At 64.0% G+C, this 25,972-nt stretch carries 24 protein-coding genes; 15 read left to right on the forward strand and 9 right to left on the reverse strand.

Annotation, left to right across the window (positions count from 1 at the left end; genetic code table 11):
* Positions 1–7: 7 nt before the first annotated feature.
* The 4 genes from PYR64_RS00255 to purU all read right to left on the reverse strand — a co-directional run bounded on the left by PYR64_RS00255 (position 8) and on the right by purU (position 5,125).
* Positions 8–895: a bifunctional 5,10-methylenetetrahydrofolate dehydrogenase/5,10-methenyltetrahydrofolate cyclohydrolase gene (locus PYR64_RS00255; RefSeq protein ID WP_275777633.1), complete on the reverse strand. Its 888-nt coding sequence runs from the start codon at positions 893–895 to the stop codon at positions 8–10.
* Positions 892–1,518, reverse strand: coding sequence for a cyclodeaminase/cyclohydrolase family protein (locus PYR64_RS00260; protein WP_055973839.1), 627 nt, complete (start codon positions 1,516–1,518; stop codon positions 892–894). The genes PYR64_RS00255 and PYR64_RS00260 overlap by 4 nt, the downstream gene beginning before the upstream one ends.
* 148 nt (positions 1,519–1,666) lie before the next feature.
* The gene (locus PYR64_RS00265; RefSeq protein ID WP_055973836.1) at positions 1,667–4,159 is read right to left on the reverse strand and encodes an FAD-dependent oxidoreductase; all 2,493 of its coding nucleotides are present in this window, start codon (positions 4,157–4,159) and stop codon (positions 1,667–1,669) included.
* Positions 4,160–4,207: 48 nt separating this feature from the next.
* On the reverse strand, positions 4,208–5,125 hold the full coding sequence (gene purU, locus PYR64_RS00270; protein ID WP_039239422.1) for a formyltetrahydrofolate deformylase: 918 nt from the start codon (positions 5,123–5,125) through the stop codon (positions 4,208–4,210).
* Between the two features lie 131 nt (positions 5,126–5,256).
* Between purU and PYR64_RS00275 the strand changes: the two genes are divergently transcribed.
* The 3 genes from PYR64_RS00275 (at position 5,257) to PYR64_RS00285 (ending at position 7,241) form a co-directional block, all read left to right on the forward strand.
* Positions 5,257–5,937 (forward strand): GntR family transcriptional regulator, encoded by a 681-nt coding sequence (locus PYR64_RS00275; RefSeq protein WP_055973833.1) that lies wholly within the window; start codon positions 5,257–5,259, stop codon positions 5,935–5,937.
* 158 nt (positions 5,938–6,095) lie between these two features.
* Positions 6,096–7,010 carry a pyridoxal 5'-phosphate synthase lyase subunit PdxS gene (gene pdxS, locus PYR64_RS00280; RefSeq protein WP_275777638.1) on the forward strand — a complete coding sequence of 305 codons (915 nt, stop codon included), beginning with the start codon at positions 6,096–6,098 and terminating at the stop codon, positions 7,008–7,010.
* Between the two features lie 15 nt (positions 7,011–7,025).
* Positions 7,026–7,241: a hypothetical protein gene (locus tag PYR64_RS00285; RefSeq protein ID WP_229778699.1), complete on the forward strand. Its 216-nt coding sequence runs from the start codon at positions 7,026–7,028 to the stop codon at positions 7,239–7,241.
* A gap of 44 nt (positions 7,242–7,285) precedes the next feature.
* On the opposite strand, the gene PYR64_RS00290 is transcribed toward PYR64_RS00285, so the two are convergent.
* On the reverse strand, positions 7,286–8,218 hold the full coding sequence (locus PYR64_RS00290) for a LysR family transcriptional regulator (protein WP_064723497.1): 933 nt from the start codon (positions 8,216–8,218) through the stop codon (positions 7,286–7,288).
* 169 nt (positions 8,219–8,387) lie between these two features.
* On the opposite strand from PYR64_RS00290, the gene PYR64_RS00295 reads away from it, so the two are divergent.
* Both PYR64_RS00295 and PYR64_RS00300 read left to right on the forward strand, forming a co-directional pair.
* Positions 8,388–9,692 carry an aromatic ring-hydroxylating dioxygenase subunit alpha gene (locus PYR64_RS00295; protein WP_018779493.1) on the forward strand — a complete coding sequence of 435 codons (1,305 nt, stop codon included), beginning with the start codon at positions 8,388–8,390 and terminating at the stop codon, positions 9,690–9,692.
* Positions 9,689–11,104 carry a ferredoxin reductase gene (locus PYR64_RS00300; protein WP_055973828.1) on the forward strand — a complete coding sequence of 472 codons (1,416 nt, stop codon included), beginning with the start codon at positions 9,689–9,691 and terminating at the stop codon, positions 11,102–11,104. Before PYR64_RS00295 ends, PYR64_RS00300 begins: the two co-directional genes overlap by 4 nt.
* Before the next feature lie 3 nt (positions 11,105–11,107).
* Here the strand turns inward: PYR64_RS00300 and PYR64_RS00305 are convergent, their stop codons facing one another.
* Positions 11,108–12,373: a helix-turn-helix transcriptional regulator gene (locus tag PYR64_RS00305; protein WP_275777642.1), complete on the reverse strand. Its 1,266-nt coding sequence runs from the start codon at positions 12,371–12,373 to the stop codon at positions 11,108–11,110.
* A 149-nt stretch (positions 12,374–12,522) separates the two neighbouring features.
* Between PYR64_RS00305 and hxlB the strand changes: the two genes are divergently transcribed.
* Complete coding sequence (gene hxlB, locus PYR64_RS00310) at positions 12,523–13,113, forward strand: 6-phospho-3-hexuloisomerase (protein WP_275777644.1); 591 nt, start codon at positions 12,523–12,525, stop codon at positions 13,111–13,113.
* A gap of 51 nt (positions 13,114–13,164) precedes the next feature.
* On the forward strand, positions 13,165–13,788 hold the full coding sequence (hxlA, locus tag PYR64_RS00315; RefSeq protein ID WP_275777646.1) for a 3-hexulose-6-phosphate synthase: 624 nt from the start codon (positions 13,165–13,167) through the stop codon (positions 13,786–13,788).
* A gap of 12 nt (positions 13,789–13,800) precedes the next feature.
* Here the strand turns inward: hxlA and PYR64_RS00320 are convergent, their stop codons facing one another.
* Positions 13,801–15,957 carry a glycogen debranching N-terminal domain-containing protein gene (locus tag PYR64_RS00320; protein ID WP_018779488.1) on the reverse strand — a complete coding sequence of 719 codons (2,157 nt, stop codon included), beginning with the start codon at positions 15,955–15,957 and terminating at the stop codon, positions 13,801–13,803.
* Between the two features lie 283 nt (positions 15,958–16,240).
* On the opposite strand from PYR64_RS00320, the gene PYR64_RS00325 reads away from it, so the two are divergent.
* From PYR64_RS00325 to PYR64_RS00355, 7 genes are all read left to right on the forward strand, one after another.
* Positions 16,241–16,582, forward strand: coding sequence for a hypothetical protein (locus tag PYR64_RS00325; protein ID WP_026267411.1), 342 nt, complete (start codon positions 16,241–16,243; stop codon positions 16,580–16,582).
* An 89-nt stretch (positions 16,583–16,671) separates the two neighbouring features.
* Positions 16,672–18,063, forward strand: a complete 1,392-nt coding sequence (locus PYR64_RS00330) for a deoxyribodipyrimidine photo-lyase (RefSeq protein ID WP_275777649.1) — start codon at positions 16,672–16,674, stop codon at positions 18,061–18,063.
* A 43-nt stretch (positions 18,064–18,106) separates the two neighbouring features.
* Entirely contained in the window at positions 18,107–18,685 is a 579-nt protein-coding gene (locus PYR64_RS00335; RefSeq protein ID WP_229778698.1) for a hypothetical protein, read from the forward strand.
* 122 nt (positions 18,686–18,807) lie between these two features.
* Positions 18,808–20,307, forward strand: coding sequence for a CoA-acylating methylmalonate-semialdehyde dehydrogenase (locus PYR64_RS00340; protein ID WP_275777651.1), 1,500 nt, complete (start codon positions 18,808–18,810; stop codon positions 20,305–20,307).
* Entirely contained in the window at positions 20,307–21,371 is a 1,065-nt protein-coding gene (locus PYR64_RS00345) for an enoyl-CoA hydratase/isomerase family protein (RefSeq protein WP_275777653.1), read from the forward strand. The genes PYR64_RS00340 and PYR64_RS00345 overlap by 1 nt, the downstream gene beginning before the upstream one ends.
* Before the next feature lie 43 nt (positions 21,372–21,414).
* Positions 21,415–22,338, forward strand: a complete 924-nt coding sequence (gene mmsB, locus PYR64_RS00350) for a 3-hydroxyisobutyrate dehydrogenase (protein WP_275777655.1) — start codon at positions 21,415–21,417, stop codon at positions 22,336–22,338.
* A gap of 43 nt (positions 22,339–22,381) precedes the next feature.
* Entirely contained in the window at positions 22,382–23,161 is a 780-nt protein-coding gene (locus PYR64_RS00355) for an enoyl-CoA hydratase (RefSeq protein ID WP_275777657.1), read from the forward strand.
* A 49-nt stretch (positions 23,162–23,210) separates the two neighbouring features.
* Here PYR64_RS00355 and PYR64_RS00360 read toward each other — a convergent pair whose 3' ends face one another.
* On the reverse strand, positions 23,211–23,912 hold the full coding sequence (locus PYR64_RS00360) for a TenA family protein (RefSeq protein WP_275777659.1): 702 nt from the start codon (positions 23,910–23,912) through the stop codon (positions 23,211–23,213).
* A gap of 127 nt (positions 23,913–24,039) precedes the next feature.
* Here PYR64_RS00360 and PYR64_RS00365 point away from each other — a divergent pair, with 127 nt between their 5' ends.
* Positions 24,040–25,419, forward strand: a complete 1,380-nt coding sequence (locus PYR64_RS00365; protein ID WP_275777661.1) for a DUF222 domain-containing protein — start codon at positions 24,040–24,042, stop codon at positions 25,417–25,419.
* Positions 25,420–25,451: 32 nt separating this feature from the next.
* On the opposite strand, the gene PYR64_RS00370 is transcribed toward PYR64_RS00365, so the two are convergent.
* Positions 25,452–25,961, reverse strand: a complete 510-nt coding sequence (locus PYR64_RS00370; protein ID WP_018779478.1) for a MarR family transcriptional regulator — start codon at positions 25,959–25,961, stop codon at positions 25,452–25,454.
* Between the last annotated feature and the right edge of the window lie 11 nt (positions 25,962–25,972).

A 25,972-nucleotide genomic window follows, 5' to 3' on the forward strand; every position in this document is an offset into this window, starting at 1 on the left:
TTTCCCTTCAGATCCGGGCGGAGGAGGTGGCGGTGGCCAATTGGGCCGGCTCCTGCTGCCGTGCGGCTTCAACCGTGTGCAGGAGCAACAGGGCTGTGGTGACTGAGCCTACGCCGCCGGGCACCGGGGTCAACCCGGCCGCGACACCGGTGACGCTCGCCTCGTCAACGTCCCCCACCAGTGAGCCGTCGGGCAGGACGTTGGTTCCGACGTCGACCACTACCGTCTCCGGCGAGATGTGGCCGCCTTTAAGCAGGCCCGTCCTGCCGGCGGCAACAACCACGACGTCGGCCGGCCGGGTATAGCGCTCCAGCGGCCCCGACCTGGAATGGCAGATGGTGACAGTCGCGTCCCGCTCCAGGAGGAGCAAGGCCAGCGGCTTGCCCACTACTGCGGATCGTCCGACGACGGCCACGTTGCGTCCCGCGACGGGCACGTCGAAGTGGTCCAGCAGTTCCACCACGGCTTGCGCTGTTGCGGGGGCGAAGGCGGGTTGGCCTACAGCCAAGCGGCCGAGGCTGAGGGGATTGGCGCCGTCGATGTCCTTTTCCGGGGCGATGAGGCCCACCAGCGAATCAGCCTTTACGCCCACCGGCAACGGCGTCTGCAGGATGATTCCGTTGACCGAAGGTTCAGTGCTGAGATCCCCGAGGACGCTTGCCAGTACCTGCTCGGTGGCCTCGGGTCCCAGGTCCACGATCCTGCAACCGATGCCCAGCCGTTCGGCTGCACGTTCGATGGAGCGGACGTACCAAAGCGTCGACTCGTCATCGGTGGCAACCACCACGGCCAGGACGGGATGGCGCCCGCTGTTCTCCAGGGCGCGGACTTCTTCCCCGGCGCGCTGTTGAATGAGGGTTGCCAGTTGCTTGCCGGAAAGCACTTGGGTGTTCACGAGAGGATCCTTTCGCGGACGCGCTTGACCAGGGAATCGGCTGCGAGGACCACTTTGTCCTCAAGTCCGTCCGTCTGCCCCGCCAGGCGGCTGCGGGCGGCGCTGTCCTTGATGGCCACGACATTGATGTCGATGTTCACGCGCGCTGTCGTGGCGGCAGCGCGGGCGGCATCTGCAGCCGCGGCGACATCGCTGATGACGTTGGGGTTTGCCGCATCCAGGAGATCGGTGGCGAGGCTGACGACCTCGCCGGCGACCCGGATGAGTTGCGCGGGAGTTTGGGCTGCCTGGACCAGGGCATCCTGGATGGCTGCGCTGCGGGCACTCTTGAGTTCGTCCGTGTCCGACGGGAGTTTGTAGGAGTCAATGACGGTCTGGAAGGCGTGCTCATCGGCGTCGGCCAGGCGCAAGGCTTCCACTACAAGGTGGTCGGCGGCGCTGGTGATCCGGGCTACGAGCGCGGCATGCTGCTCAAACTTCGCGCCTGTGGTGTACCGGGCCACCATGGCAACCAACGCGGCTCCTTGTGCCGCGTGGAGCGCAGCGGCAGCACCGCCGCCCGGTGTGGGCTGGCGGGAGGCCAGCCTGGAGAGGTAGTCATTGATGGTTTCAGAGCTGATCATGTGCCGTCCTGGCTGAACTGGGTAAGAAAGGCTGAACTGGATGTGAAGGCCGGAAACAGCGGCCCGGACCCTGGTCTGTCGGGAGAGGGGAAGGGCCCGGGCCGCATGTCCTGGCTGCGGGTCGTTGACGGACCCGCAGTGCGCGGGGTCAGCCGCGTAGCCGGCTCATGGTGGGGTCGTACAGCGGATCCTCGGTGACCGTTGCCTGGATGCGGCGGCCGAAGTACTCGATCTCTACGGAGTCTCCCAGCGAGACGGCTGCCGGCAGGTAGGCGTAAGCGATCGGCTTGCGGACGGTGTAGCCGTAGGCTGCGCTGGTGACGTAACCCACCGCCTGGTCCTTGTAGAACACCGGTTCCTTGCCCAGCACGAGGCTCCTGCCGTCGTCGACGGTCAAGCAGCGCAGGCGGCGGGCGGAACCTTCCTCGGTGCGTCCTTCCAGGGCGGCCTTGCCAATGAAGTTCTCCTTGGCCATCTTCACGGCGAAACCGAGGCCGGCTTCGTAGGGGTCGTGTTCGGTGGTCATGTCCGTGCCCCAGGAGCGGTAGCCCTTTTCGAGGCGCAGCGAGCTGAAGGCAGCGCGACCGGCTGCGATGACGCCGAACGGCTGGCCGGCCTTCCACAGGGCATCCCAAAGGCGCTGGCCGTTGTCTGCGCTGGTGTAGAGCTCCCAACCGAGTTCGCCGACGTAGGACAAGCGCATCGCGGTCACCGTGACCCCGCCGATGGTGACCTTCTTGGCGCGGAAGTACTTCAGGCCATCGTTGCTGAAGTCGTCGTTGCTGACGGTGCTGATGAGGTCGCGGGCAAGAGGGCCCCACAAGCCGATGCAGCAGGTGCCGCCGGTGGTGTCGCGGACTTGGACCCAGTCGCCTGCGCTGCCGTTTTCGGTCTGGTGGCGGGCCGCGCGCTCAAAGTAGGCGGTGTCGATGTTGCCGTTGGCGCCCAGCTGGAAGGTGTCTTCGCTCAGGCGTGCCACCGTGATGTCGCTTCGGATTCCGCCGGCTTCGTCCAGGAGCAGGGTGTAGGTAACGGCGCCGGGCTTCTTGGCGAGATCGCCGGTGGTCAGTTCCTGCAGGAGCTTCAAGGCGCCGGGGCCGGAAACTTCCAGGCGCTTCAGCGGCGTCATGTCGTACATGGCAACTGCCGTGCGGGTCTTCCACGCCTCCGCCGCAGCGATGGGGGAGCTGAACATCCCGGACCAGGCGTCGCGGGCCGGCGGCTGCCATTCGTCCGGCATTTCCTTGAGCAACTCGGCGTTCGCTTCGAACCAGTAGGGGCGTTCCCAACCGGCACCTTCCAGGAAGTAGCCGCCCAGCTGCTTGTGGCGGGCGTGGAAGGGGCTGACGCGAAGGTTGCGCGGGGACAGCTTGGGCTGGAGCGGGTGCAGGACGTCGTAGATCTCCACGAAGTTCTGCTGGGACGTTTCGCTGACGTATTCCGGGGTCAGCTGGACCTCTTCGAAGCGGTGGATGTCGCAGTCGCCAAGGTCGATCTTCGACTTTCCGTCCACCAGCAGCTCTGCCACGGCGCGGGCGATGCCGGCGGAGTGGGTAACCCACACGGCCTCGGCTACGAAGAAGCCATCCACTTCCTTGGACTCGCCCACCAGGGAGCCGCCGTCCGGGGTGAAGGAGAAGATGCCGTTGAAGCCGTCCTCGATCTCGCTTTCACGCAGTGCCGGGAGGATCTGCTTGGTAGCTTCCCACGCGGGAAGGAAGTCTTCCAGGGTGAAGTCCAGGCGGGAAGGCATGTTGTGTTCGCTGATGCTGCTGGGCTCGTAGCTGCCCAGTTCGTCCAGGTCCACGGGCATGGGGCGGTGCGCGTAGGAGCCGATGCCGTAGCGTTCGCCGTGCTCGCGGTAGTAAAGGTCCTGGTCCTGGTGGCGCAGGATGGGCAGCTGTGCGCCGTTGGGCAGTTCGTTCTTGCCCTTCTGTGCAGGGACCGGTGTGGTCTTGACGTACTGGTGGGCCAGGGGCAGGAGCGGGACGGACATCCCGATCAGCTCGCCTACCTTGGCGCCCCAGAAGCCGGCGCAGGAAACCACGATGTCCGCGGGGATCACGCCGTCGGCGGTCTCGACGCCGGTGACGCGGCGGTTGGACTGCTCGATCCCGGTCACCTCGGTGTTGCCGATGTACTTGACGCCGGCGGCCTCGGTGCGCTTGATGAGCAGCTGGACCGCGCGGGCGGCCAGGGCCAGACCATCCGTGGGAACATGCAGGCCTCCGAGGATGTCTTCCTCGTTGATGAGGGGGTACAGCGCCTTGCACTCTTCGCGGGAGAGGATCTTGCCGTCGATGCCCCACGACTGCGCGTAACCCAGCTTGCGCTTGAGGTCCGCCAAGCGGGTTTCCGTGGTGGCTACTTCAAGGCCGCCCACCTGGTTGAAGCAGCTTTGGCCGTCCTCGGTCAGCGAGAGGAGCTTTTCCACCGTGTACTTGGCGAACAACGCCATGGACTTTGAAGGGTTGGTCTGGAACACCAGTCCCGGTGCATGCGAGGTGGAACCGCCGGGCATGTTCAGGGGGCCCTGGTCCAGGACGGTGATGTTGTTCCAGCCACGGGTGACCAGTTCGTCGGCGAGATTGGTGCCGACGATCCCGGCTCCGATGATGACAATGCGAGGCGTGGATGCCATGAAAATTCTCCTGCGGAAGTTCGTGTGGGGCGGGCTTGGACGGGCTGGTTAGCGGAAGACGACCGTGCTGGTCCGGTCCAGGAGGACGCGGTGTTCGCAGTGCCAGCGGACGGCACGGGAAAGTGCCAGTGCTTCAGCGTCCTGGCCCACAGTGGAAAGTGCGTTGGGGCCGTAGCTGTGGTCCACGCGGATGACTTCCTGCTCGATGATCGGGCCCTCGTCCAGGTCGGCGGTGACGTAGTGGGCGGTAGCACCCACCTGCTTCACGCCGCGGTCGTAGGCCTGGTGGTAGGGGCGGGCACCCTTGAAGCCGGGGAGGAAGGAATGGTGGATGTTGATCGCGCGTCCTTCCAGCTTGCGGCACAGGTCGTTCGAAAGGACCTGCATGTAGCGGGCCAGGACCACGAGGTCGGCCTTGTATTCGTCCACAAGTTCCAGGAGCTTTTGCTCCGCCTCGGCCTTGGTGTCCGGGGTTACGGGGATGTGGATGAAGGGCAGCCCGGCTGCCTCGGCCATGGCGCGGTGGGTCTCATGGTTGGAGACGACGGCGACGAGCTCGCCGCCGAGGCTGCCTCCGCGCCAGCGGAAGATGAGGTCGTTGAGGCAGTGGCCAAACTTGGAGACCATCACCAGGACGCGTTGCTTGGTCTGGTCGTGGAAGCTGAATTTCATATCGAAGCGGTCAGCGATGGAACGGAACTCATCCTCCAGCTGATCCGGTGAGTAAGTCTGGCCGCCGGAGAAGGCAGTGCGCAGGTGCAATGTCTGGCGCAGGCTGTCATCGAACTGCTGGTGCTCTTCGATGTTGAAGCCGCGCTCGAAGAGGAAAGTGGTGACTGCCTGCACGATGCCCGGCTGTTCGACGCACGACAGTGTGAGTACGAACTTCTGCGCCTGCTCGTCCTTGAGCTGGCCGCGTTCTGCCGGAAGGGTGCTGAGGTGTGAGTCTGAAGCCACGAGGGTCATGTGTCCTCCTTAGGTGTTTGCCTAGATATATTCCTGAAATACGAACTGATATATTAGGATTGGAAATCAGCGTATACTGGTGTCCGGGGCAGGTCAATAGATTTCCCGGTTTTGAAGAAGGAGCTCACGCTGTGGCTACTGGAACTCTCGCAAGCATTGGCGACGCCACCAGGAAATCACTGGCCGACGTGGCCTACGAACGGCTGCGCGACCGCTTGTTGATGCTTGAAATCAAGCCAGGGGACATCCTTAATGACGAACAGCTCGCCAAGGAGCTGGAAGTGGGGCGGACTCCCGTCCGTGAAGCTTTGAAACGGCTGGAGCTGGATCGGCTGGTGATTACCTACCCCCGGCGCGGAACGTTCGCCACCCGTGTGGAGGTAACCGACCTCGCCTTCATCTCCGAAATCCGCGCCCAGCTTGAACCGCTTGCCGCGGCCCGCGCAGCGCGGGTGGCTTCAGCTGCCACCAGGGAACATCTGCGGAACGTGATGCGGGCCGTGGAGGACTTCGATGTCAGCGCGGCGTCCGTGGTGGAAACCCTGCGTCTTGACGCGAGCGTGCATCAGGGCATCTATTCGGCTGCAGCGAATCCGCACCTGGAGGACGTGCTGATCCGCTATGACAATCTGGCCACGCGGATCTGGTGCATGGTACTTGACAGGCTTCCGGACCTCGAGCACCACGTGCGCGAGCACCTGGATCTTCTGCGGGCTGTAATTGACGGCAACGAAGAAGAGGCCGCCGAACTCGCCCGCGTCCATGTCAGCGGATTTGAGCAAGCTGTTCGTCAGGCGCTGTTCGCCGCCTAAGGGCGTCCGCCGCCAAAGTGGTTGACTCGGCGACGGGTCACTTGCATACTGGACTTCTTACTAATATATCACACGGATATTAGGCGCGGCCTACACCTGGCCCATCCTGGTCCTGTGCTCGTGATGCAATCACGGCCCCCACGTCCCTGGAGTACCACGTGACTACACGACACCCTCTTTTCGAACACATTCCGCTCACGGGCAGCAGCCGCGTTAAGCGGGGCATGGCTGAGATGCTCAAGGGCGGCGTCATCATGGACGTCGTTAACGTCGAGCAGGCCCGCATCGCCGAGGATGCCGGTGCCGTGGCTGTCATGGCGCTTGAGCGTGTCCCGGCTGACATCCGCGCCCAGGGTGGCGTGTCCCGCATGTCGGATCCGGACATGATCGATGCGATCATCGCTGCCGTGTCCATCCCGGTGATGGCCAAGGCCCGCATCGGCCACTTCGTCGAAGCCCAGGTCCTGCAGTCCCTCGGTGTTGACTACATCGATGAGTCCGAGGTCCTGACCCCGGCGGACTACATCAACCACATCGACAAGTGGAACTTCACCGTCCCATTCGTCTGTGGTGCCACCAACCTCGGCGAGGCGTTGCGCCGCATCAACGAGGGCGCGGCGATGATCCGTTCCAAGGGTGAAGCCGGTACCGGCGATGTTTCCAACGCCACCGGTCACATGCGCAAGATCCGTGCCGAGATCGCCAAGCTCGCTGCCCTGCCCGAGGATGAGCTGTATGTTGCGGCCAAGGAGCTGCAGGCCCCGTACGAACTGGTCAAGGAAATTGCCGCTACGGGCAAGCTTCCGGTGGTGTTGTTCACTGCCGGTGGCATCGCGACCCCGGCTGATGCTGCGATGATGATGCAGCTCGGCGCCGATGGCGTGTTCGTCGGTTCCGGTATCTTCAAGTCCGGCAACCCGGCAGAGCGTGCCGCCGCCGTCGTGAACGCTACTGCCTACTACGACGATCCTGACGTTATTGCCAAGGTCTCCCGCGGCCTGGGCGAAGCGATGGTCGGCATCAACGTCGACGACATCCCGCAGCCCCACCGCCTCGCAGAACGCGGCTGGTAGGCCGGGGTGCTGGACGTGAGGCCGGTGAGGACGGCGGACGGCCGGGGACTGCGGATGGATTGGGCCAAGCTGACCGGCCACACCGTGGAGGTGTGGCTTTTCGACGACCACGTCATGACGGGCGTGGTGGAGCAGGCGGCGGATGACGACTCCGTCTTGTGGATCGCCGCCGCGGGAGCCGACACCCGGCGGCTCTTTGACAAGTCCACCGGCTACCAGGTCTGGGCTTAGTCGGAGCGCTGTTGCCGGCCGGGCCGGTTTTGTTGCCGTGGGGCTCAGAGATCGTCTTCGGGCCGCGCCGCCAGAATCCGTTTGGCGCTGGCCTGCAGGATGCCCAGTGACTCCTGGATCAGGGGCGAGGCGATGCTGCCCCTGCGGACCGCTGCGACAATGCGGCGCGCAGGTCTCCCCTTGCCCGTAATGCGCAGCCGCACTACGTTCTCCGCGCTGTGCAGTGGCGCCAGCCGGGGCAGCAGGCCTACGCCAAGCCCGGCCCCTACGAATGCGATCTGGGTCTCCCATTCAACTGCCTCATGCGCGATCCGCGGCGTCACTCCCACTGCCGTAAATGCTGCGGTGAACAAGGAATGGTAGGTGGACCCCGCTGCCTCCGTGATCCACGGCTCCGACGCCAGTTCCTCGAGCGTCACCGTCTGCCGTGAAGCCAGGGGATGGTCCGCGGGAATGATGACGTCCAGTGGATCGTCCAGCAGGACCGTCTGCTCGAAGCGGGGATCGTCCTCGCCGTAGGTGTCGGACTGCATCGCCACAATGACGGCGAGGTCGATGCGTTCAGCCACAAGCAGGTCGAAGCAACGTGATGGATTTGCCTCCAGCACCTGCACCTCCAGCAGGGGCCGCGTGGAGCGCAGCGTTGCGGCCAGTGGCGCGAGAAGCTGCGCGGCCGCCGTCGAGAATCCGCCCAGGCCGAAATGTGACTGCACCTGGTCGCCGGCCTCCATTGCCGCGGCTCTCAGGCTCTCCCATTCGGCGATAAGGCTGTCCGAACCCGCCACGAGGAAGCGTCCTGTGGCGGTCAGCCGCACGCCCCGGCCGTCCTTGGTCAGCAGTTGCATGCCGAGGACGCGCTGGAGCTCGCGCAGCTGCGCCGAGACGGCGGAAGGGGAATATCCCGTGAGCTCGGCCGTCGCCCCCACGGTGCCACATCGGGCAAACACCCGAAGTGTTATCAGCCTCTGATCGATCATGGACCAATCATGCACCCATTGCGCATGGTTATCTCCTAAATATTGCGCTTTTGTTGCAGTGCATTCGTCCCTAATCTCGTACTACGAAGACTTCGATAACGCCGCTTGCGACGATGCACCCGCGGCCCCCAAGATCCCCCAACTTACCCAGCCTCCCGGGAGGAAACCCATGACTGCTCAAGTGAACGTGCCCCTGAATTCACGCGGAAAACTCGCCTCAACATTGCCTGCCGAGCAGCTGGCCGAGATCAGTGCCCTGTTCGAGTTCCGGCGCACCGGCTACTCCTTGGACGCCCCCTTCTACACCGATCCCACGATCTTCAAGATCGACATGGAAGCCATCTTCGGTGCGCACTGGATCTTTGCCGGAAGCGTCGCCGAACTGCCGGAACCGGGTGACTACATCACGGTGGACTACGGCCCGTACTCCCTGATCGTCCTGCGCAACGACGACGGCGACGTCAACGTCCTGCACAACGTCTGCCGCCACCGCGGTGCCCGGGTGCTGACCGAAGCCGCAGGCTCCACCGGAAACCTGGTGTGCGGCTACCACTCCTGGACCTACTCGCCCGAGGGCAACCTGATCCACGCCTCGGCCCCGGGGGAGACGAAGTTCGACAAGAACTGCTTCGCCCTCAAGCGCGCCCACAGCCGTGTGGTGGCAGGGCTCATTTTCGTCTGCATCGCGAGCGAGCCGCCGGCCGATTTCGATGAAACCTCAAAGATCTTCGAGCCCTACCTCGCGCCCCACGATCTGGCGAAGACAAAAATCGCCTACCAGCAGAACATCATCGAAGAGGGCAACTGGAAGCTCGTCATGGAGAACAACCGTGAGTGCTACCACTGCGATGGGCACCCGGAACTCGCCTGCTCCCTCTTCCCCACGTGGGGACTCACCGAGGGCCTGATTCCGGCCCACCTTGAGGAAGTCTGGGACCGCAACAAGGAAGCCCAGTCCTCCCTCGAGGAGCGCTGCCGCCGCTATGGCCTCCCCTACGAGGTAGTGGAGGAACTCGACACGCGCATCGCCGGCATCCGCATCTCCCGCGAATCCCTGGACGGTGAAGGCGAATCGTTCTCGCCCGACGGGCGCAGGCTTTCCAAGAAGCTCCTGGGCGATCTGCGCGACTTCCGCCTCGGCCGCTGCTCCATGCACCTGCAGCCCAACAGCTGGTTCCACTTCCAGAGCGACCACGTCATCACGTTCGGCGTCTTCCCCATCAACGAACACCAGTCGCTGGTCCGCACCACCTGGCTGGTGGCTGACGACGCCGTGGAAGGCGTCGACTACGACCTGGAAAAACTCACCTACACCTGGAAGCAGACGAACCTGCAGGACAAGGCGTTCGTCGAGCTGTGCCAGACGGGTGCCGGCAGCCCCGCCTACGAGCCCGGCCCCTACATGAAGAGCGAATACCAGGTGGAGGCATTCATCAACTGGTACGTCCAGCGCGTGCAGGAGCACTTGGCATGATCGAACTCCTCACTGAAACGGCAATCCGGGAGCCGCAGCGCATCCGGGGTCTTGAGATGCCGTGGAACCGGGTGATGGGCAGCAGCGAGGCACCCGCGCGTGCCGCACGTGCCCTGGGTCCCTGGCATCCGCAGGAGTTCATGGCCGAATGTGTCGAGACTGTTCCCGAGGCCGGCGGAATGATGACCTTCGTCTTCCGTCGTTGCGACGGGGCGCCCCTGGCGTTCCGTGCCGGCCAGTATGTCAACATCGCATTTCCGGTAAACGGCGAGGACCAGGACCCGGTGGACCGCAGCTACTCGCTGTCCAGTTCGCCCACGGAGCCCTGGACCTTCAACATCACTGTCAAGAGCGATCCCACTGGCCTTGTGTCGCCATGGGTTCATGAGAACGTCAAGCCCGGCACTGTGCTGGACATGCTCGGACCGGTGGGGGCTTTCCACCTGCCCGACGCCGACCGGCGCGCCAGGTACCTCCTGTTGGCCGCCGGTGCCGGCATCACCCCCATCATGTCGATGGTGCGGACCATCCACTCCCTGCCCGGCCATGCCGACGTCGTGGTGCTGTACCACGGAGCGGAGGCCGGCGGCTTCGCGTTCCACCGGGAGCTGGCATACATCGCCTCCGTGGACTCACGCGTGAAGGTCTTCTACTCCCTGGGCGACCGCAGCAAACCGGAAGGATGGGAAGGGTTCAGCGGACGGCTCACAGCGGCCATGCTCGAAGAGGTGGCCCCTGACGCCAACGGCAGGCAGGTCTATGCCTGCGGCCCGGAAGGCTACCTGAACACGGCCACTGAGCTGCTGAAAAAGGTAGGCGTTGACGACACCTCCATCTACATGGAGTTCTTCACCGGTGACCGCCAGACCCTCCTCGAATACCAGGCAGAGCTCGCGCTCGCGGCAGATATTGCGGAGGAAATCGCCGAGGAAATCGCCGATTCCGCCGAGGACTACTACGAAAGCCAACCGGCAGCGTTCGGGCTCTACGAGCCGGGTTACGACGCCGACGGGACTTTGGAAGCCACGGGACTCCCGCTGGAAACCTCCGACCCGGACGCCTCAGGTCAGCAAGCTTCCGACGGCGGTCCAAGCCAGGCGCCCGAGGCTGCAACGCCTGATGCCTCGAGCTTCGAGACCGTCGGAACGGGAAGCCTCACCCTGTCCTTCCTGCGCACCGGCGTCAATGTCCGCATTGACCCCGATGAGCACATCCTGGGCGTGGCCCAGCGGGCCGGTGTCAGGATCGGTGCCAACTGCAAAGAGGGTATGTGCGGTTCCTGCAAGGTGGTCAAGCTTTCCGGCGAGGTGGAAATGAACCACCAGGGCGGAATCCGCTCGCGGGAAATCGACGCCGGCAAGTTCCTGCCCTGCTGCTCCACGGCGCGCACCGATATGGTGATCGACGCCTAGCTGTTACCGGAGTCCCGCACTGTGGGCCAGCGCAATGGCCTCAGTGCGGGACCGGACGTCCAGCTTCCGGAACAGGTTCCGCAGATGGAATTTGACCGTGTTTTCACTGATGTTCAGCTCTGCGGCGATTGCCCGGTTGCGTTGCCCGGCGGCCAATGCCTGAAGAACTTCCAATTCCCTGGTGGCCAGGCCCCACGCCGCGACATCCCCCACGGGCGCTACCGGCGGGTCCAAGGGAAGCGCCACTGAGATGTCTGCTCCCCACCCGTGCATGACGTCGACGCTCATTTTGCCGTCAAGGGCCTGCACCTTCTGGCGAAGCCGTTCCATGTTCGGGGCATCCGGGGACAGTTCCCCGCGTCCGTCATCCCTGACATTGATCAGCAGGTTTTCCCCGTCGCAGTCCCATTGGGCGCGTACGCGGTGCACATCGGGTTGCTCGGCGATCGCCAGGACCAGGCCCCGGACGACGGCCCTGGCAGCGTGGGCTACCTCTCCGGGCAGGGCACGTCCGTTGGCGGGTGGCTCGATGAACTGGATGTCGATGTTGCTGAAGTGCATCAATGGACGGAGGTCCTCCCGGAGCCTTTGGAAGGCGGTGCTCACAGGTTCTTCCACGAGATCGCTGGTGCGGTCGTTCAGGGTCCTGAGGCCGATCAGTGCCTTGACGGCGAGGTCGGTCACGGAGATCCGGGCCGCGCGATCGTCCAAGGAGTTGGACCGCAGTGCGGCCAGCAGGGTTTCGAGGGTAGTGGAGTGCTGGTCCACCAGCTCCGCGGTTACGCGGATCCGTTCAGCTGATGCTGCCCGGGACTCCAAAAGATACGACGGCGGCGCGTCACTGACCTTCTCCTGGATACGGGCCGCTGTGAGTCCCCAAAGGTAGGAGGCGAGGCGCAGTGGTTCATCGTCTTCCGGCAACTCCGGGTCGGTGAGGACCAGGAGGGCGTTGCTGGGCGGGTAGGTGAAGGCCAGAATGTCGCGCTCCTGCCCCGCAATCCACGCTCGCGTCCGCCACGGCCCTTTCGCCTCCATGGATGCCCGGATCCCATCAAGCTCGGGGATGGAAACGCGGCTGACAATGCCCTCGGCACCAGCCTTTTTCTGGGGCCGGCCCGTGCAGTCTTCCGTGAAAATCACCAAGGCGCTGGAGGGGACCAACGGCGAGAGGGCCGTCCGCAGGCTCTCCGCGATACGCGCGAGGGGCGCTTGGGCGATGTCTTCAATGGCTTTGAGGAGCTGCCAGGGCACGGACGGTTGCTGGGGCATATCCCCAGCGTAGACGAGCAGCTACGTTCTTGCCTACCCGAACGGGTGGCCAGGACTGTCCTTTTTCGGCGTTTCAGCCACCTCTACCAGCCGGAAGAATAGTTACAAGGTCGGAAACCGCTATCAACCACCCACGAACGGAGTGAACCGTGAACGTCTTTGCAGACACCGCGACAGCCACAGCTGAAGACGTAGCCGGCAACGCCTCCCTGATCCTCGCAGAGCTTGGGGGCATTGCTTCCGAACTGGACTACGGCCAGGTTGCCCGCCTTGCAGAGGAAGTTGGCGCAGCGGAGCGCGTCTTCCTGGGCGGAGCCGGCCGGAGCGGGCTGGTGCTCCGCATGGCCGCGATGCGCTTGATGCATCTGGGCCTGACGGTCCACGTAGCCGGCGACACCACAACACCGGCCATCACTGCCGGCGATTTGTTGCTGGTGGCATCCGGTTCCGGGACCACCTCCGGCGTGGTCAAAGCAGCCCAGACAGCACTGGCCGCGGGGGCGCGGGTGGCAGCAGTAACCACCAACCCCTCGTCCGCTGTTGCGGGCTTCGCCGACGCGCTGGTGGTCATTCCCGCCGCGCGGAAGACTGACCACGGCTCCGACCTGTCCCGGCAATACTCGGGCAGCCTCTTTGAACAATCCCTTTTCCTGGTGACGGAGTCGGTTTTCCAAACTCTGTGGGAAGCCACTGCAGAGCCCGCCGAGAAGCTCTGGCTGCGTCACGCAAACCTCGAATAGACCGCAAACCCGTCCTCCAAAGCCACCCCAAACAAAAGAAAGCGATACACCATGAAACTGCAAGTCGCCCTTGACCTCCTCACCATCGAAGATGCCCTGGAACTCGCCGGCAAAGTTGCCGAGCACGTGGACATCATCGAGCTCGGTACTCCGCTGATCAAGGCTGAGGGTCTCGCCGCCGTGACGGCCATCAAGGAAGCCCACCCCAACAAGATCGTGTTTGCCGACATGAAGACCATGGACGCCGGTGAACTCGAAGCGCACATCGCTTTCAAGGCGGGTGCCGATCTCGTGTCCGTCCTGGGAACTGCGGATGACTCCACCATCGCCGGTGCCGTCAAGGCCGCTCAGTCCCACAACAAGGGCATCGTGGTGGATCTCATTGGCGTGGCCGACAAGGTCTCCCGCGCCAAGCAAGCCCGCTCCCTCGGAGCCAGGTTCATCGAATTCCACGCGGGCCTCGACGAGCAGGCACAGCCGGGCTATGACCTGCGCGGACTCCTCAATGCCGGAGAAGAAGCCCGTGTGCCGTTCTCCGTGGCCGGCGGCGTCAACGCATCCACCATTGCGGCCGTGCAGTTGGCAGGTGCCGACGTAGCAGTGGCCGGAAGTGCCATCTACAGTGCCGCTGATCCTGAACTGGCTGCGAAGGAACTCAAAGCAGCCATCCAGTAACAGGCTCCGTGCCTAGGTTTTGTCGGGAGTCCGGTGGTGCGCCCGCTCAACAAGTTCGGACATCCACGGCCGTTGCCCGTGATGGACCGTGAGGCCGTCGGGGATGCCCTGAACCGTCGCTTCCGTGCCGGAAGCGTCAATGGTGATCCGCCCGCCGCCCATGGGCGCATTGCGGATGTGCAGGTCCCCGAACGACGGCGGCAGCACCGGATCCAGCCAGATGCCGCCCAAGGAGATGTGCGTGTCGTAGCGCAACAGGCTCATGACCAGGTGGATGGGCGTCGTGGCGGCCCACGCCTGGGGTGAGCAAGCCGTGGGATAAGGGACGGGTTCCCGGAATTGCGTGCGGTCGAACCCGCAGAAGAGTTCGGGCAAACGGTCGCCAGAGATCTCGGCGGCTTCAAGCATTGCGGTTGCTATCCGTTGGGCTTCCTCCACGAAGCCATAGCGGAGGAGTCCGGACACGATCAGCGCATTGTCATGGGGCCACACGGAGCCGTTGTGATAGCTGGCCGGGTTGTAGGCGCCCATGTTCCTGGCCAGCGTCCGGACACCCCATCCACTGAACATTTCGGGGGACATCAGCCGCTCCACCACCGCAGGGGCCTTGTCTTCGTCAATCAGACCAAACCACAGGCAATGGCCCATGTTGGAAGCACAAGCGTCCACGGGCCGCTTGTTGCGGTCCAGCGCCACAGCGTAGTAGCCCTTGTCCGGCATCCAGAACTGTTCGTTGAACCGCTTCTTCAGGTCCTCGGCACGTTCCCGCAGGCTTTCCGCCAAGGTGAGGTCGCCGTCGTCGTACGCCATCCAGGCGCGCGCCACATAGGCGCCGTGCACGTACGCCTGGACCTCGCACAGCGCCAGGGGCGGTTCAGCGAGGGTGCCGTCCGCAAAATTGATGCCGTCCCAGGAGTCTTTCCAGCCCTGGTTGATGAGTCCGTGCTCGTTGGGCCGCCCGTACTCCACGAAACCGTCGCCGTCACGGTCGCCGTAGGTCCGGATCCATTCCAAGGCGCGGTCCGCGTGGGGGAGCAGGCCCGAGATCGCGTCTTTGCCGAAACCCCAGCGGCTCACCGAGCCAAGGACCACCACAAACAGCGGGGTGGCGTCCACGCTTCCGTAATAAGCGGACTTTCCGCCCAACGCCAGGCCGCCGGAGACGCCCAGCCGGACCTCATGCAGGATCTTCCCGGGTTCTTCTTCGGTGGCGGGATCCACCACCGTGCCCTGGCGGTCGGCCAGCGTTCGCAGGGTGCCCAGGGCCAGGGAGGGGTCCACGGGAAGGGCCATTTCGGACGCCCACAGGGAATCCCGGCCGAACAGCGTCATGAACCACGGGGCGCCGGCGGCCACCACCACCCTTTCGGGGTGGTCCGGATCCTGGATGCGGAGCGCGCCAAGGTCCTCGTAGCTGCGGCGGAGGGTGTCTTCGATTGACCGGTTGCTGAGCTGCACAACGGGGATCCGGGCTACCCAATCCTGCCTGCGCTGATCGCTGGGTGAGAGCCCGACCGGATCTTGGTGGGTGAAAGCGGCCCCGGCACTTGGTTGCTTTGGCACCACGCTGGCCCGCGTACTCCAGCTCCCGAACGCGGGAATTTTGGCCGTGAAACCCAATGCCCTGGCACCTGCACCGGCGCCGTCGGCCCGTATCAGGACGCTTTTCCGAATGTCCTCCCATTTTCCGCGGATTTCCAGGGAATCACCATCCGGCAGGTGGGTTTCGGTCCATTGCCGCGTGATCCGTGCTTCCTTGACTTCGAAAAGATCAGCGAAATCCGATTCGGCAGAAAGCAGGATGCGGCATTGTGTTGCCTGGTTTGAATAATTCCGAACGGTGATTTCTTCGCGGATTCCGTTTCCTACCTCCCGAAGCCGCTCCACCAACAAGGGGCTGTCGGCGTACCCATCCGGGCGGGGAACCCTGCCGACGAATGACGCCCGGTACGGTTCCCTGGTTTCTGCTGCCAAGGGTTCGATGACTTGTCCGTTGACAGTGAGCTCCCATTTGGAGAGGATCCGGGTGTCCAGATGGAAGACGCCCTGGGGCAATTCGGGGTGGATGTCTCCGTTGGCGGAGGAGATGCAGAAGGATGAGCCTTCCACCAGGGTCACTGTCCCGGCACCAAGGGGTCCGGCTGCTGTATCAGCGTTCCATCCAGCCACGAGACGCTCCTTATCGATCCGCTTGAGCTGCAGCCGATGCCGCCTGTCCGGCCGCTTGTGGAGATGAAGTCGACGCTACGCCGACGGAAGGATCGGCGCCAGATCCCGGCCGCTCTCCACACCCTCCATATGACTTCCCGGCGCAAGGAAGTGCCGGCCCGTCATCCAGAGTTAATCTCATTTCATCGTCCGGGAAACCAGAAGGGGTCTATAGTGAGAGAACAGGACATTCGCTGATGCAGCCCGGCGGCCCGCTTTTTCTTCCGACGCCGGAGGCCCCGTAATGACCGACACCCAAATTAGTAGCTTTATCCGCGACTGTGTGGTGTTTGAGGACGACACTGAGAACGGCTTGGAATTTGACACTTTCTACGGCCTGTACATCAGCTGGTGCGTTCTCGGACGAAAAATCCCCATCCCCGACTCCGCCTTCAAGACCGCCCTTGAGCGGGAGGGCCTCAAAACCATCAAGCTGAATGGCCAGCGGATCTACCCTGGCATGAGCATGGTCGGCCCGGCCGCAAGGGACTACGTAGTCAACAGCGTTCCCATGTGGAACGACTCCGCAGCCAGCGCCTATGCACTTTCCGAGGCTGTGGAGGATGCGGTTCCGTCCATCGCCTGATATCACGTCGCTTCTACAGCCCATGCACCTAGGATTTGATAGGGGCATGGGCTGTTTCCATGTCCGGGCTGTCTTCTGAAGGGAAATACGTGAAGCCTTCCATCGTGTGGTTCCGGGATGACCTCAGGGTTGCCGACAACCCGGCCTTGCGGGCCGCCGTCGACGACGGTGCTGCGGTGGCCCTGTACGTCCTTGACGAGGAATCGGAAGGCCTCAGACCTCACGGTGGCGCTTCCCGCTGGTGGCTGCATCATTCGCTGGTGTCCCTTCGCGACGACCTCGCGGCCCTTGGCATCCCCCTGCTTCTGCGGCGCGGCGACGCTGCCTCCGTTGTCCAAAAAACCACGACGGCGCTCGGTGCCGGCGGTTTGTACTGGAACCGGCGCTATGGTGCGGCCGAGCGCACCGTCGACGCCGGGATCAAGGCCTGGGCGGGTGAGGCCGGCCTGCATGTTGCCAGCTTCCAGGCCTCCCTCCTTCATGAACCCTGGGAGGTCACCACCAAGTCCGGTGGCCAGTACAAGGTCTTCACGCCTTTCTGGCGGACGGTGTCCGCGCAGGACTTCCGGGAGCCGTTGGCCGTACCGGAAAAAGGCCACGGATTCACCGGCAAGCTTCCGGCTTATGACGAGCTGGATTCCTGGAACCTCCTGCCCGGCAAGCCTGACTGGTCGGGCGGGCTGGCGGAGATGTGGACTCCTGGTGCTGCCGCAGGGCACAAGCGGTTGGCCGCTTTCGTGGCTGACGGTCTCTCCAACTACAGCGAGGGCCGAAACCGTCCGGACACCGATGGCAGCAGCTGCCTCTCGCCCTACCTGCGCTGGGGTGAGCTCAGCCCGTTCGAGGTGTGGCACGCGCTGGGGTCCAAGCGCTCCGAAAGTGCGGGGATTTTCGCCTCGGAGCTGGGGTGGCGGGAGTTTTGCTGGCACCAGTACTTTCACAATCCGAACTTGGCCACAGTCAACCTTCGTCCCGAGTTTGACCGTTTCCCCTGGGCGTGGCCGGGCAGCAATAACGGCAATGGCAAACATCCCGGCCATGAGTCGGCACCCGAGGAGTTCCGCGCCTGGCAGCAGGGCCGCACCGGCTTCCCCATGGTGGACGCGGGCCAGCGCCAGCTGTGGCACTCAGGCTGGATGCACAACCGTGTCCGCATGGTCGCTGCCAGCTTCCTGGTGAAGAACCTTGGCATCCATTGGCAGCTCGGTGAGCAGTGGTTCTGGGACACCCTGGTGGACGCCGATCCGGCGTCGAACCCCGCCAACTGGCAGTGGGTGGCAGGGTCCGGGGCTGACGCCTCGCCGTTCTTCAGGATTTTCAACCCGGAGGCCCAACGCGTGAAGTTCGATCCCCAGGGGAAGTACATTGCCCATTGGATTCCCGAGTTCGGCACTCCCGAATATCCGGAGGAGATCGTTGATCTGAAGACCACCCGCGCCGAAGCGCTGGAGGCTTACAAGGAGATGAGGGAAGTCCACTAAGGGGGTCCCGCAGGTCCCGCAGGCCCGGCGATAGGCTGGGTCCATGTCGACGGAGTCCATCCTGAAGGTCCTCATCATGGCGTTCGCGGCCATGTTCATCGCTGCGGTTGCCTGGTGGGCCCGTAAGCATCCCAACCGGTCCAAGGAGTACCCGGAGCGGGTTCGCATGCCAAAGGTTGTGCCGGGAGTTGGTTGGCTTTTCCTTGTTGTGGGCCTCCTGATGGGACTCGTCGCCTTCACTTCCGACCATGCACGGGACCCTCTGGCCTTCCGTATCGCTTCGGTGGCGATCGTGGTGGGTGGAGTGGTATTCGTACTCATGTACCGCAACTTCTATGTGGCACCCCGCGAGTTTGAGGTGGCTTTCCGCAGTGTTCTCGGCAAAGAGCACATTCTTCACTACAGCGACATTGCGCACTACAGCTTCCAGACCTTGAAGGGGCAGCCGTACCTGACGGTCAAGTCGGTAAACGGCGTCAAGCTCAGCCTGAATATCAGGGCCTACGACATGACACCGCTCTTGCGCGCCATCGACTTTCATCAGGTCACCGGGCACTGGCCCGCCCGGACGGAGGCGGTGGGCGGCGCTGCCGGATCCGAAAAACAGCCCTCTGGAAATTAGTAGGAAGTCCGAGTATATTCGGATTCAGAGATGACCTGGATCACAGTTGGTCACGTGTTCCCGCCGTGTTCCCAGCACTGAGCGGCACGGTAGTCATTCACGATGCAAAGGAGCATTCCACTATGGTGCGCGAGCTTTCACACTACGTAGACGGCCAGAGGGTTGACGGCACATCGGGCCGGTTCAGCGACGTCTACGATCCCTGCACGGGCGAAGTCCAGGCCAGGCTGCCGCTGGCCAGCGCCGACGAGGTTCGCAACGCCGTCGCAAATGCCGAAAAGGGCCAGCTCGAATGGGCAGCCATGAACCCGCAGCGCCGGGGACGCATCCTGCTCAAGTTCGTGGACCTCGTCAACGAGAACATGGACGAGCTCGCCAGGCTCCTGTCCTCCGAACACGGCAAAACCTTTGCCGATGCCAAAGGAGACATCCAGCGCGGCATCGAAGTCGTTGAATTCTCCGCGGGTGCCCCGCATCTGCTCAAGGGCGAGTTCTCGGACAACGCCGGACAGGGCATCGACGTCCATTCGCTGCGCCAGCCGCTGGGCGTCGTTGCAGGGATCACGCCGTTCAACTTCCCGGCCATGATCCCGTTGTGGAAGTCCGGCCCGGCGCTCGCAGCAGGCAACGCCTTCATCCTGAAGCCTTCGGAGCGGGACCCCTCGGTTCCGCTGCGCCTCGCCGAGCTGTACAGCGAAGCCGGCGTGCCGAACGGCGTCTTCAACGTCATCAACGGTGACAAGGAAGCCGTGGACGCACTGCTGGAGGACCCTCGGGTGAAGGCGATCGGCTTTGTTGGCTCCACGCCGATTGCCCAGTACATCTATGCCACGGCCGCCGCCCACGGCAAGCGTGCGCAGTGCTTCGGCGGGGCGAAGAACCACATGGTGATCATGCCCGACGCCGACCTCGACATGGCTGCCGACGCCCTGATTGGTGCCGGGTACGGTTCCGCGGGCGAACGCTGCATGGCCATCTCCGTGGCGGTGCCCGTTGGCCAGGAAACCGCCGACGCGTTGGTGGCCAAGCTGACCGAGCGCGTGAAGGACCTGAAGGTGGGCCACAGCCTGGACAAGGACTCCGACTTCGGGCCCGTGGTGGCAGCCACCGCGAAGGAACGGATCGAGGGCTACATCCAGTCCGGCGTGGATGAAGGCGCAACGTTGGTCACTGATGGTCGCGGCCTCACCGTGGAAGGCTACGACGGCGGGTTCTGGGTTGGCCCCACACTCTTCGACAACGTCACCAAGGACATGAAGATCTACAAGGAAGAGATCTTCGGCCCCGTCCTCAGCGTGCTGCGGGCAGCTGACTACGACGAAGCGCTGAGGCTCTGCAGCGAGCACGAGTTTGGCAACGGCGTCGCAATCTTCACCCGCGACGGCGACTCCGCACGCGACTTCGCCAGCCGCGTCGAGGCGGGCATGGTGGGGATCAATGTGCCGATTCCCGTCCCGATTGCCTACTACACCTTCGGTGGCTGGAAGGCCTCCGGGTTCGGCGACCTGAACCAGCACGGCGCCGACGCTTTCCGCTTCTACACCAAGACCAAGACCGTCACCTCGCGGTGGCCCTCCGGCATCCGCCAGGGCGCCAGCTTCGTGATGCCGGCAGGCAGCTGATGGGAGATCTGCAGGAGGAAGACGAAGTCCTGTTTGAGCGTCGCGGGCACTTGGGGGTTGTCACGCTCAACCGTCCCAAAGCGGTCAACGCCCTGAATCACGGCATGGTCAAAGCCATGCTTCGACAACTGGTTGCCTGGGCTGATGACGATTCGGTGCAAACTGTCTTGGTGCGCGGTGCCGGAGACCGTGGGCTGTGCGCCGGCGGCGACATCGTGGCCATCTACAAGGACATGCTGCACGGCGGCACGGAAACGGCTGCGTTCTGGGCTGACGAGTACCGGCTGAACCTGCTCATTTCGCAATACCCCAAGCCCTATGTGGCTTTCATGGATGGGCTGGTTTTGGGCGGGGGCGTTGGCGTTTCGGCCCATGGCTCGGTCCGTGTGGTCACCGAACGGACCCGCACCGGGATGCCGGAAACCACCATCGGTTTCGTGCCCGACGTCGGTGGCACGCTCTTGCTGTCCCGCGCACCTGGTGAAGCGGGCACCCACGCTGCACTCACCGGCGCCCACCTGTCCGGTGGGGATGCTCTGTTCCTTGGGCTCGCGGATCACTTTGTGCCGTCCGACAGCCTTCCCGCGCTGGCAGAAGCGCTGGAAAGCTCGACGGCGGAGGCCGCCGTCGAGCGCTTTGCGCAAGCCGCGCCGGACTCGGCGCTTGCGGCACAGCGGGGGTGGATCGATCCCGCCTACGCGTATGACGACGCGGAGGAAATCGTGCGGAGCCTGCGCGAAGCTGGGGGAGAGGCAGCGTCCGCGGCGGACACGATCGAGGCAAAATCGCCCACGTCCGTGAAGGTGGCCTTGGAGTCCTTGCGCCGCGTCCGGGGAGTGACGCTGGAGGAAGCGCTGGACCAGGAATACCGTGTGGGGCTGCGTTGCCTGGCCGGGCCCGATTTCCGGGAGGGCATCCGGGCCCAGGTGGTGGACAAGGACCGCAATCCGCAATGGAAGCCGGCAAACCTCGCGGACGTCCAGGCATCCGACGTCGAGGGCTACTTTGCGCCGCTCGGCGAACGGGAGTTGGGCCTCGCCGCTTTGGGCGCGAAAACCACATGACCTGCAGTCAGCAGCTATTCAGCAGCCAGTCGAAGGAGACGACATGACAGAGAACGCAGCATCCGCAACGGGACTCATCGCTTTCCTCGGCCTGGGTCATATGGGCGGACCCATGGCCGCCAACCTGATCAAGGCCGGCCACCAGGTGATTGGCTATGACCCCGTCCCCGCGGCCGTTGAGGCTGCGGAAGCGCACGGGATTCCCATGGCCGCCTCGGCACACGAGGCTGCAGCTGCAGCCGCGGTGGTGTTGACCATGCTGCCCAGCGGCAAGCATGTGCTGGATGCGTACCGGGGTGTGGACGGGCCGGGACTGCTTTCCGTCGCCAAGCCGGACACCTTGTTCCTGGATTGTTCCACCATCAACGTTGACGAGGCCCGGCAGGCCGCCGTCATTGCCTTGGAGGCAGGCCACCGGTCCGTGGACGCGCCGGTTTCCGGTGGTGTGGTGGGGGCCGAGGCAGGCACGCTGACCTTCATGGTGGGTGCTTTGCCGGAGGACTTCGAAACCGTAAAACCGATCCTTGAACTGATGGGGAAGAGGATTGTCCATTGCGGTGACCACGGTGCCGGGCAGGCCGCAAAGGTGTGCAACAACATGATCCTGGGGGTGTCCATGATCGCAGTTGCGGAAGCCTTCGTACTCGGCGAGAAGCTGGGCCTCACGCACCAGGCGCTGTTCGACGTCGCCTCCAATGCCTCCGGCCAGTGCTGGGCACTGACCACCAACTGCCCGGTCCCCGGGCCGGTTCCCACCAGCCCCGCCAACCGTGACTACCAGCCCGGGTTCGCCGGCGCTTTGATGGCCAAGGACCTGCGGCTGGCCGTGAACGCCTTGGAAAGCACAGGCGTTGCCGCCGAGATGGGTCCGCTGGCCTCCCGGATCTACGACGCTTTCGCGGCAGGCGAGGGCGCGGGGAGGGACTTCTCCGGAATCATCACCGAGATCCGGGACAAATCCGTGTGAGAGTTTGAGCTGTGTCCATGAGGGTTTTGACGAGAGGGAGAGTATGACGGAGCAGTACCAGAACATTGTGGTGGAACGGCGGGGCAGGGTTGGCTTGGTGACGTTGGACCGGCCGTCGGCGCTGAACGCGCTGAACACCGCTCTCATGAACGAACTCGTGGAAGCCGTGTCCGCCATGGACACCGATCCCGATGTTGGGGCGGTAGTGATCACGGGATCCGCCAAGGCCTTCGCGGCCGGCGCCGACATCAAGGAAATGTCTTCCAACAGCTATATGGAAATGTACGCGGCGGACTGGTTCCGGCACTGGGAGGACCTCACCCGATTGAGGATCCCCGTCATCGCGGCCGTTTCCGGTTTTGCCCTGGGTGGAGGGTGCGAGCTCGCCATGATGGCTGACTTCATCATCGCCGGTGACAACGCACGGTTCGGCCAGCCCGAAATCAACCTGGGCGTCATTCCGGGCATGGGCGGTTCGCAGCGGCTGACACGCGCCGTCGGCAAGGCCAAAGCGATGGACATGGTGCTGACCGGACGGTACATGGATGCTGAAGAGGCTGAGCGTTCCGGGCTGGTGTCCCGGGTGGTGCCGGCTGCGGAGGTCATTGAGGAAGCCGTCAAAGCGGCCGAAGTCATCGCATCCAAGTCCAAGCCCGTGGCGATGATGGCAAAGGAAGCCGTCAACGCGGCCTTCGAAACCGGGCTGGCCCAAGGGGTACTTTTCGAGCGCAGGATCTTCCACTCGCTCTTCGCCACCGAAGACCAGAAGGAAGGCATGGCCGCGTTCAGCGGAAAACGGGAGCCGGAGTTCAGGCACAGGTAGGAGTTCGCTCAAACCGGGCCGGCCGACACGCAGCGGCTGTTCTCCGCGTTTACTTCCGCAATGCAGCGGGGCCCGGCTCACGTTCCATCCCCCGGACCTCCGCCGGGACCAGCGCCGCGTCAAAGAACGCGCGCTCCAGCCGCACGGCTTCGGCGAAGGTGGTTGCCACGCGCCCCCGGGCTGCGGCGTCTTTAGGCTCGACGGCGTCGAACTCGTCGCTTAGCCAGGTCACCCATGCGTTGTACTCCGGGTTGTTGTGGAGACGGATCCACTCGGCGTGCTTTGCCGAGGTGGGCCACTGAGCGGGGTCGCCGGCGCGGGCTGCCCAATCGCCGTACAGCCACTCTGCCACCAGAAGGACCGCCAGGACCTCGGGGTAGGAGCGAGTGCCGAGGGCGCTGCGCATGAGGGCATCGAAGTCGCGGGTCACCCTGTGGAGTGCGGGTGCCGCGCGATCTGCCTCGGGAACGTCGAGCTCGGCAAAGCAATCCTGGAAGTAGGTGTTCTCATCGGAGGCAAAGGCTCCCAGTACACCGGCGAAGACCAACCGGGAGGGCAACGACGGCGCTGAGGCCACCGCTTGGCCCAGCAGGGCTGTGAAGGCATCACAGAACTGATAGTCCTGCACGAGGTAGTGGCGCAGGTTTTCATCGGGGAGGGAACCGTCCAACAACTGGTCCACGAACGGATGGTTGACGGCGGCGTCCCAGTCCTCGGCGTGCTGGTTCCTGAGTTCATTGGCAAAGCTCACGCTGTTTCCTCCTGAGTTGTCGGCCCTCGGAGCTTAGCAGCGGGGCTCTGCCCCCTCCGCTATGGAGGTCCAAGGCCCCTGCGACTTCCTTCGTTATATTGTCGGTGCCTGCTGCCAGAGTCGGGACATGGGGCTGATTGGGGAGAGTGGACCGGGCGCAGCAGTGGCGCTTGGGCGTGGTCGCTCCGCGCCGGATGCTGGTCAACCGGGCTTGCTTCCGCCCGGTGTCGGCGTACTTCCGGCCAGCACCGTCAGCGCGGACTTGATCGAGCAGTTGCGTGTCCTGGAGGAGATGAAGTCAGCCATCTGCGGATTGCAGGCGCGGGTTGCTGTGGCCTTTGACCTTGCCCAGCGCGCCGAACAAGCCGAGGCCAACGTCCCCGCATCGAAGCGTGGCCAAGGAGTAGGTGCCCAGGTTGCGTTGGCCCGGCGGGAGTCACCGAACCGTGGTTCCCGGCTGCTTGGTTTGGCGAAAGCCCTCGTTATGGAGATGCCGCGGACTTTGGCAGCGCTGCAGTCCGGGCAGCTGAATGAGTGGCGGGCCACACTGCTGGTGAAGGAGACTGCGTGTCTGTCTGTTGAGGATCGGTGCGCAGTGGATGAGGAACTCGCGCCCGATACCGGGACCTTTGCGGGCAAGGGCGACCGGGCGATCATTGCAGCTGCGAAGGCGGCGGCGTATCGACGGGATCCGAGGTCGGTGGTCGGGCGTGCCAGCCGTGCCGCGGCCGAACGAACCGTGAGCCTGCGTCCTGCGCCGGACACCATGACGTACCTGACCGCGCTGCTTCCCGTCGCCCAAGGAGTGGCGGTCTACGCAGCCCTGACCAGGGCTGCTGATTCGGCCCGCTGCCACAGTGAACTGGCTGGTGGGGATGCCGTATCTGCCGGGGTCGTCCCGACACGCGGCCAGCTCATGGCCGATACTCTGGTTGAGCGCGTCACTGGTACCCCGGGCGGAATCTCCGGGATCAATCTGGACCTCGTCATGACCGACCGGACCCTTTTTCAGGGCGATAGCGAACCAGCACGCCTCAACGGCTACGGAATCGTCTCTGCCGAGTGGGCCAGATCAATGGTCGCCGAGGGCCAAGTTGAGCAGGATCAACCTGATCAGAACCATGCCAACGAGCTCACTGTCTGGCTTCGCCGGCTATACACCGCGCCGGCCACGGGAGAGCTGCTTGCCACCGATTCCAAAGCGCGGCTCTTTACTGGTCGACTTCGGCGATTCATCGGAACCCGCGACGATACCTGCCGGACACCGTACTGCGATGCACCCATCCGGCATATCGACCACATTGTGCCTTGGCGTTCCGGAGGCGAGACCAACCTCGCCAACGGCGCAGGACTGTGCGAAGCCTGCAATCACACCAAGGAAAACCCCGGCTGGTCCGCCAGTGCCATCCACGGAGGCGTGCATACGCTCGAAATCAGTACCCCCACAGGACACAGCTACCGGTCAAAGGCCCCGCCACTACCTGGATACCGACCCTCCAGAACGTAGGGCCCTCATTGCCCTCGGCGTTGATGTGGGCGTTATTCTTCCGTGAAGTCTCCGGCATCCCTGCGGAAGGCGCCGAGTACGCGGATGAGGTGGTCGACGTCGTCGTCCCCGAAACCCGACTTGCCAAACACCTCCGAGTTGAGAGCCGCCGTCGCCTTTTTTGCGAGGGTGCGGCCCTCTGCAGTCAGCTCAATGAGCGTGGTGCGGCCGTCAGTGGGGTGCGGTGAACGCGCCACCAGGGCGGCCTTTTCCAAGCGGTCGACGGCGTTGGTCACCGAGGTGGGGTGCACTTGCAGGAGCGCACTGGCTTTGTTCATGGGCAGCGCGCCGCTGCGGGCGAAACTCAGCAGCGCCAGGAGCTCGTACCTTGCGAACGTCAGCCCGAACGGTTTGAGAACGGTTTCGATCCGCGCGAGCAGGATCTGTTGCGTGCGCATGATCGCGGTGATGGCTGCCATGGGCGCGGCGACGTCGCCCCAACCATGCCGTTCCCAGTTGCGCTGGGCATCGGCGATGGGATCGCGGGGGAGTGGGGTGCCCATGGGCCTCCTTG

The organism is Paenarthrobacter sp. Y-19, from assembly GCF_029223985.1.
Lineage (GTDB): Bacteria > Actinomycetota > Actinomycetes > Actinomycetales > Micrococcaceae > Arthrobacter > Arthrobacter nicotinovorans.

Coding starts and splice junctions, on each gene's coding strand:
- PYR64_RS00325 (WP_026267411.1), top strand. CDS start 16,241: ATGACCGACACCCAAATTAGTAGCTTTATCCGCGACTGTGTGGTGTTT.
- PYR64_RS00305 (WP_275777642.1), bottom strand. CDS start 12,373: ATGCCCCAGCAACCGTCCGTGCCCTGGCAGCTCCTCAAAGCCATTGAA.
- PYR64_RS00290 (WP_064723497.1), bottom strand. CDS start 8,218: ATGATCGATCAGAGGCTGATAACACTTCGGGTGTTTGCCCGATGTGGC.
- PYR64_RS00265 (WP_055973836.1), bottom strand. CDS start 4,159: ATGGCATCCACGCCTCGCATTGTCATCATCGGAGCCGGGATCGTCGGC.
- PYR64_RS00355 (WP_275777657.1), top strand. CDS start 22,382: ATGACGGAGCAGTACCAGAACATTGTGGTGGAACGGCGGGGCAGGGTT.
- mmsB (WP_275777655.1), top strand. CDS start 21,415: ATGACAGAGAACGCAGCATCCGCAACGGGACTCATCGCTTTCCTCGGC.
- PYR64_RS00295 (WP_018779493.1), top strand. CDS start 8,388: ATGACTGCTCAAGTGAACGTGCCCCTGAATTCACGCGGAAAACTCGCC.
- PYR64_RS00365 (WP_275777661.1), top strand. CDS start 24,040: ATGGGGCTGATTGGGGAGAGTGGACCGGGCGCAGCAGTGGCGCTTGGG.
- PYR64_RS00340 (WP_275777651.1), top strand. CDS start 18,808: ATGGTGCGCGAGCTTTCACACTACGTAGACGGCCAGAGGGTTGACGGC.
- PYR64_RS00345 (WP_275777653.1), top strand. CDS start 20,307: ATGGGAGATCTGCAGGAGGAAGACGAAGTCCTGTTTGAGCGTCGCGGG.
- purU (WP_039239422.1), bottom strand. CDS start 5,125: ATGACCCTCGTGGCTTCAGACTCACACCTCAGCACCCTTCCGGCAGAA.
- PYR64_RS00370 (WP_018779478.1), bottom strand. CDS start 25,961: ATGGGCACCCCACTCCCCCGCGATCCCATCGCCGATGCCCAGCGCAAC.
- PYR64_RS00300 (WP_055973828.1), top strand. CDS start 9,689: ATGATCGAACTCCTCACTGAAACGGCAATCCGGGAGCCGCAGCGCATC.
- hxlA (WP_275777646.1), top strand. CDS start 13,165: ATGAAACTGCAAGTCGCCCTTGACCTCCTCACCATCGAAGATGCCCTG.
- PYR64_RS00260 (WP_055973839.1), bottom strand. CDS start 1,518: ATGATCAGCTCTGAAACCATCAATGACTACCTCTCCAGGCTGGCCTCC.
- PYR64_RS00335 (WP_229778698.1), top strand. CDS start 18,107: ATGTCGACGGAGTCCATCCTGAAGGTCCTCATCATGGCGTTCGCGGCC.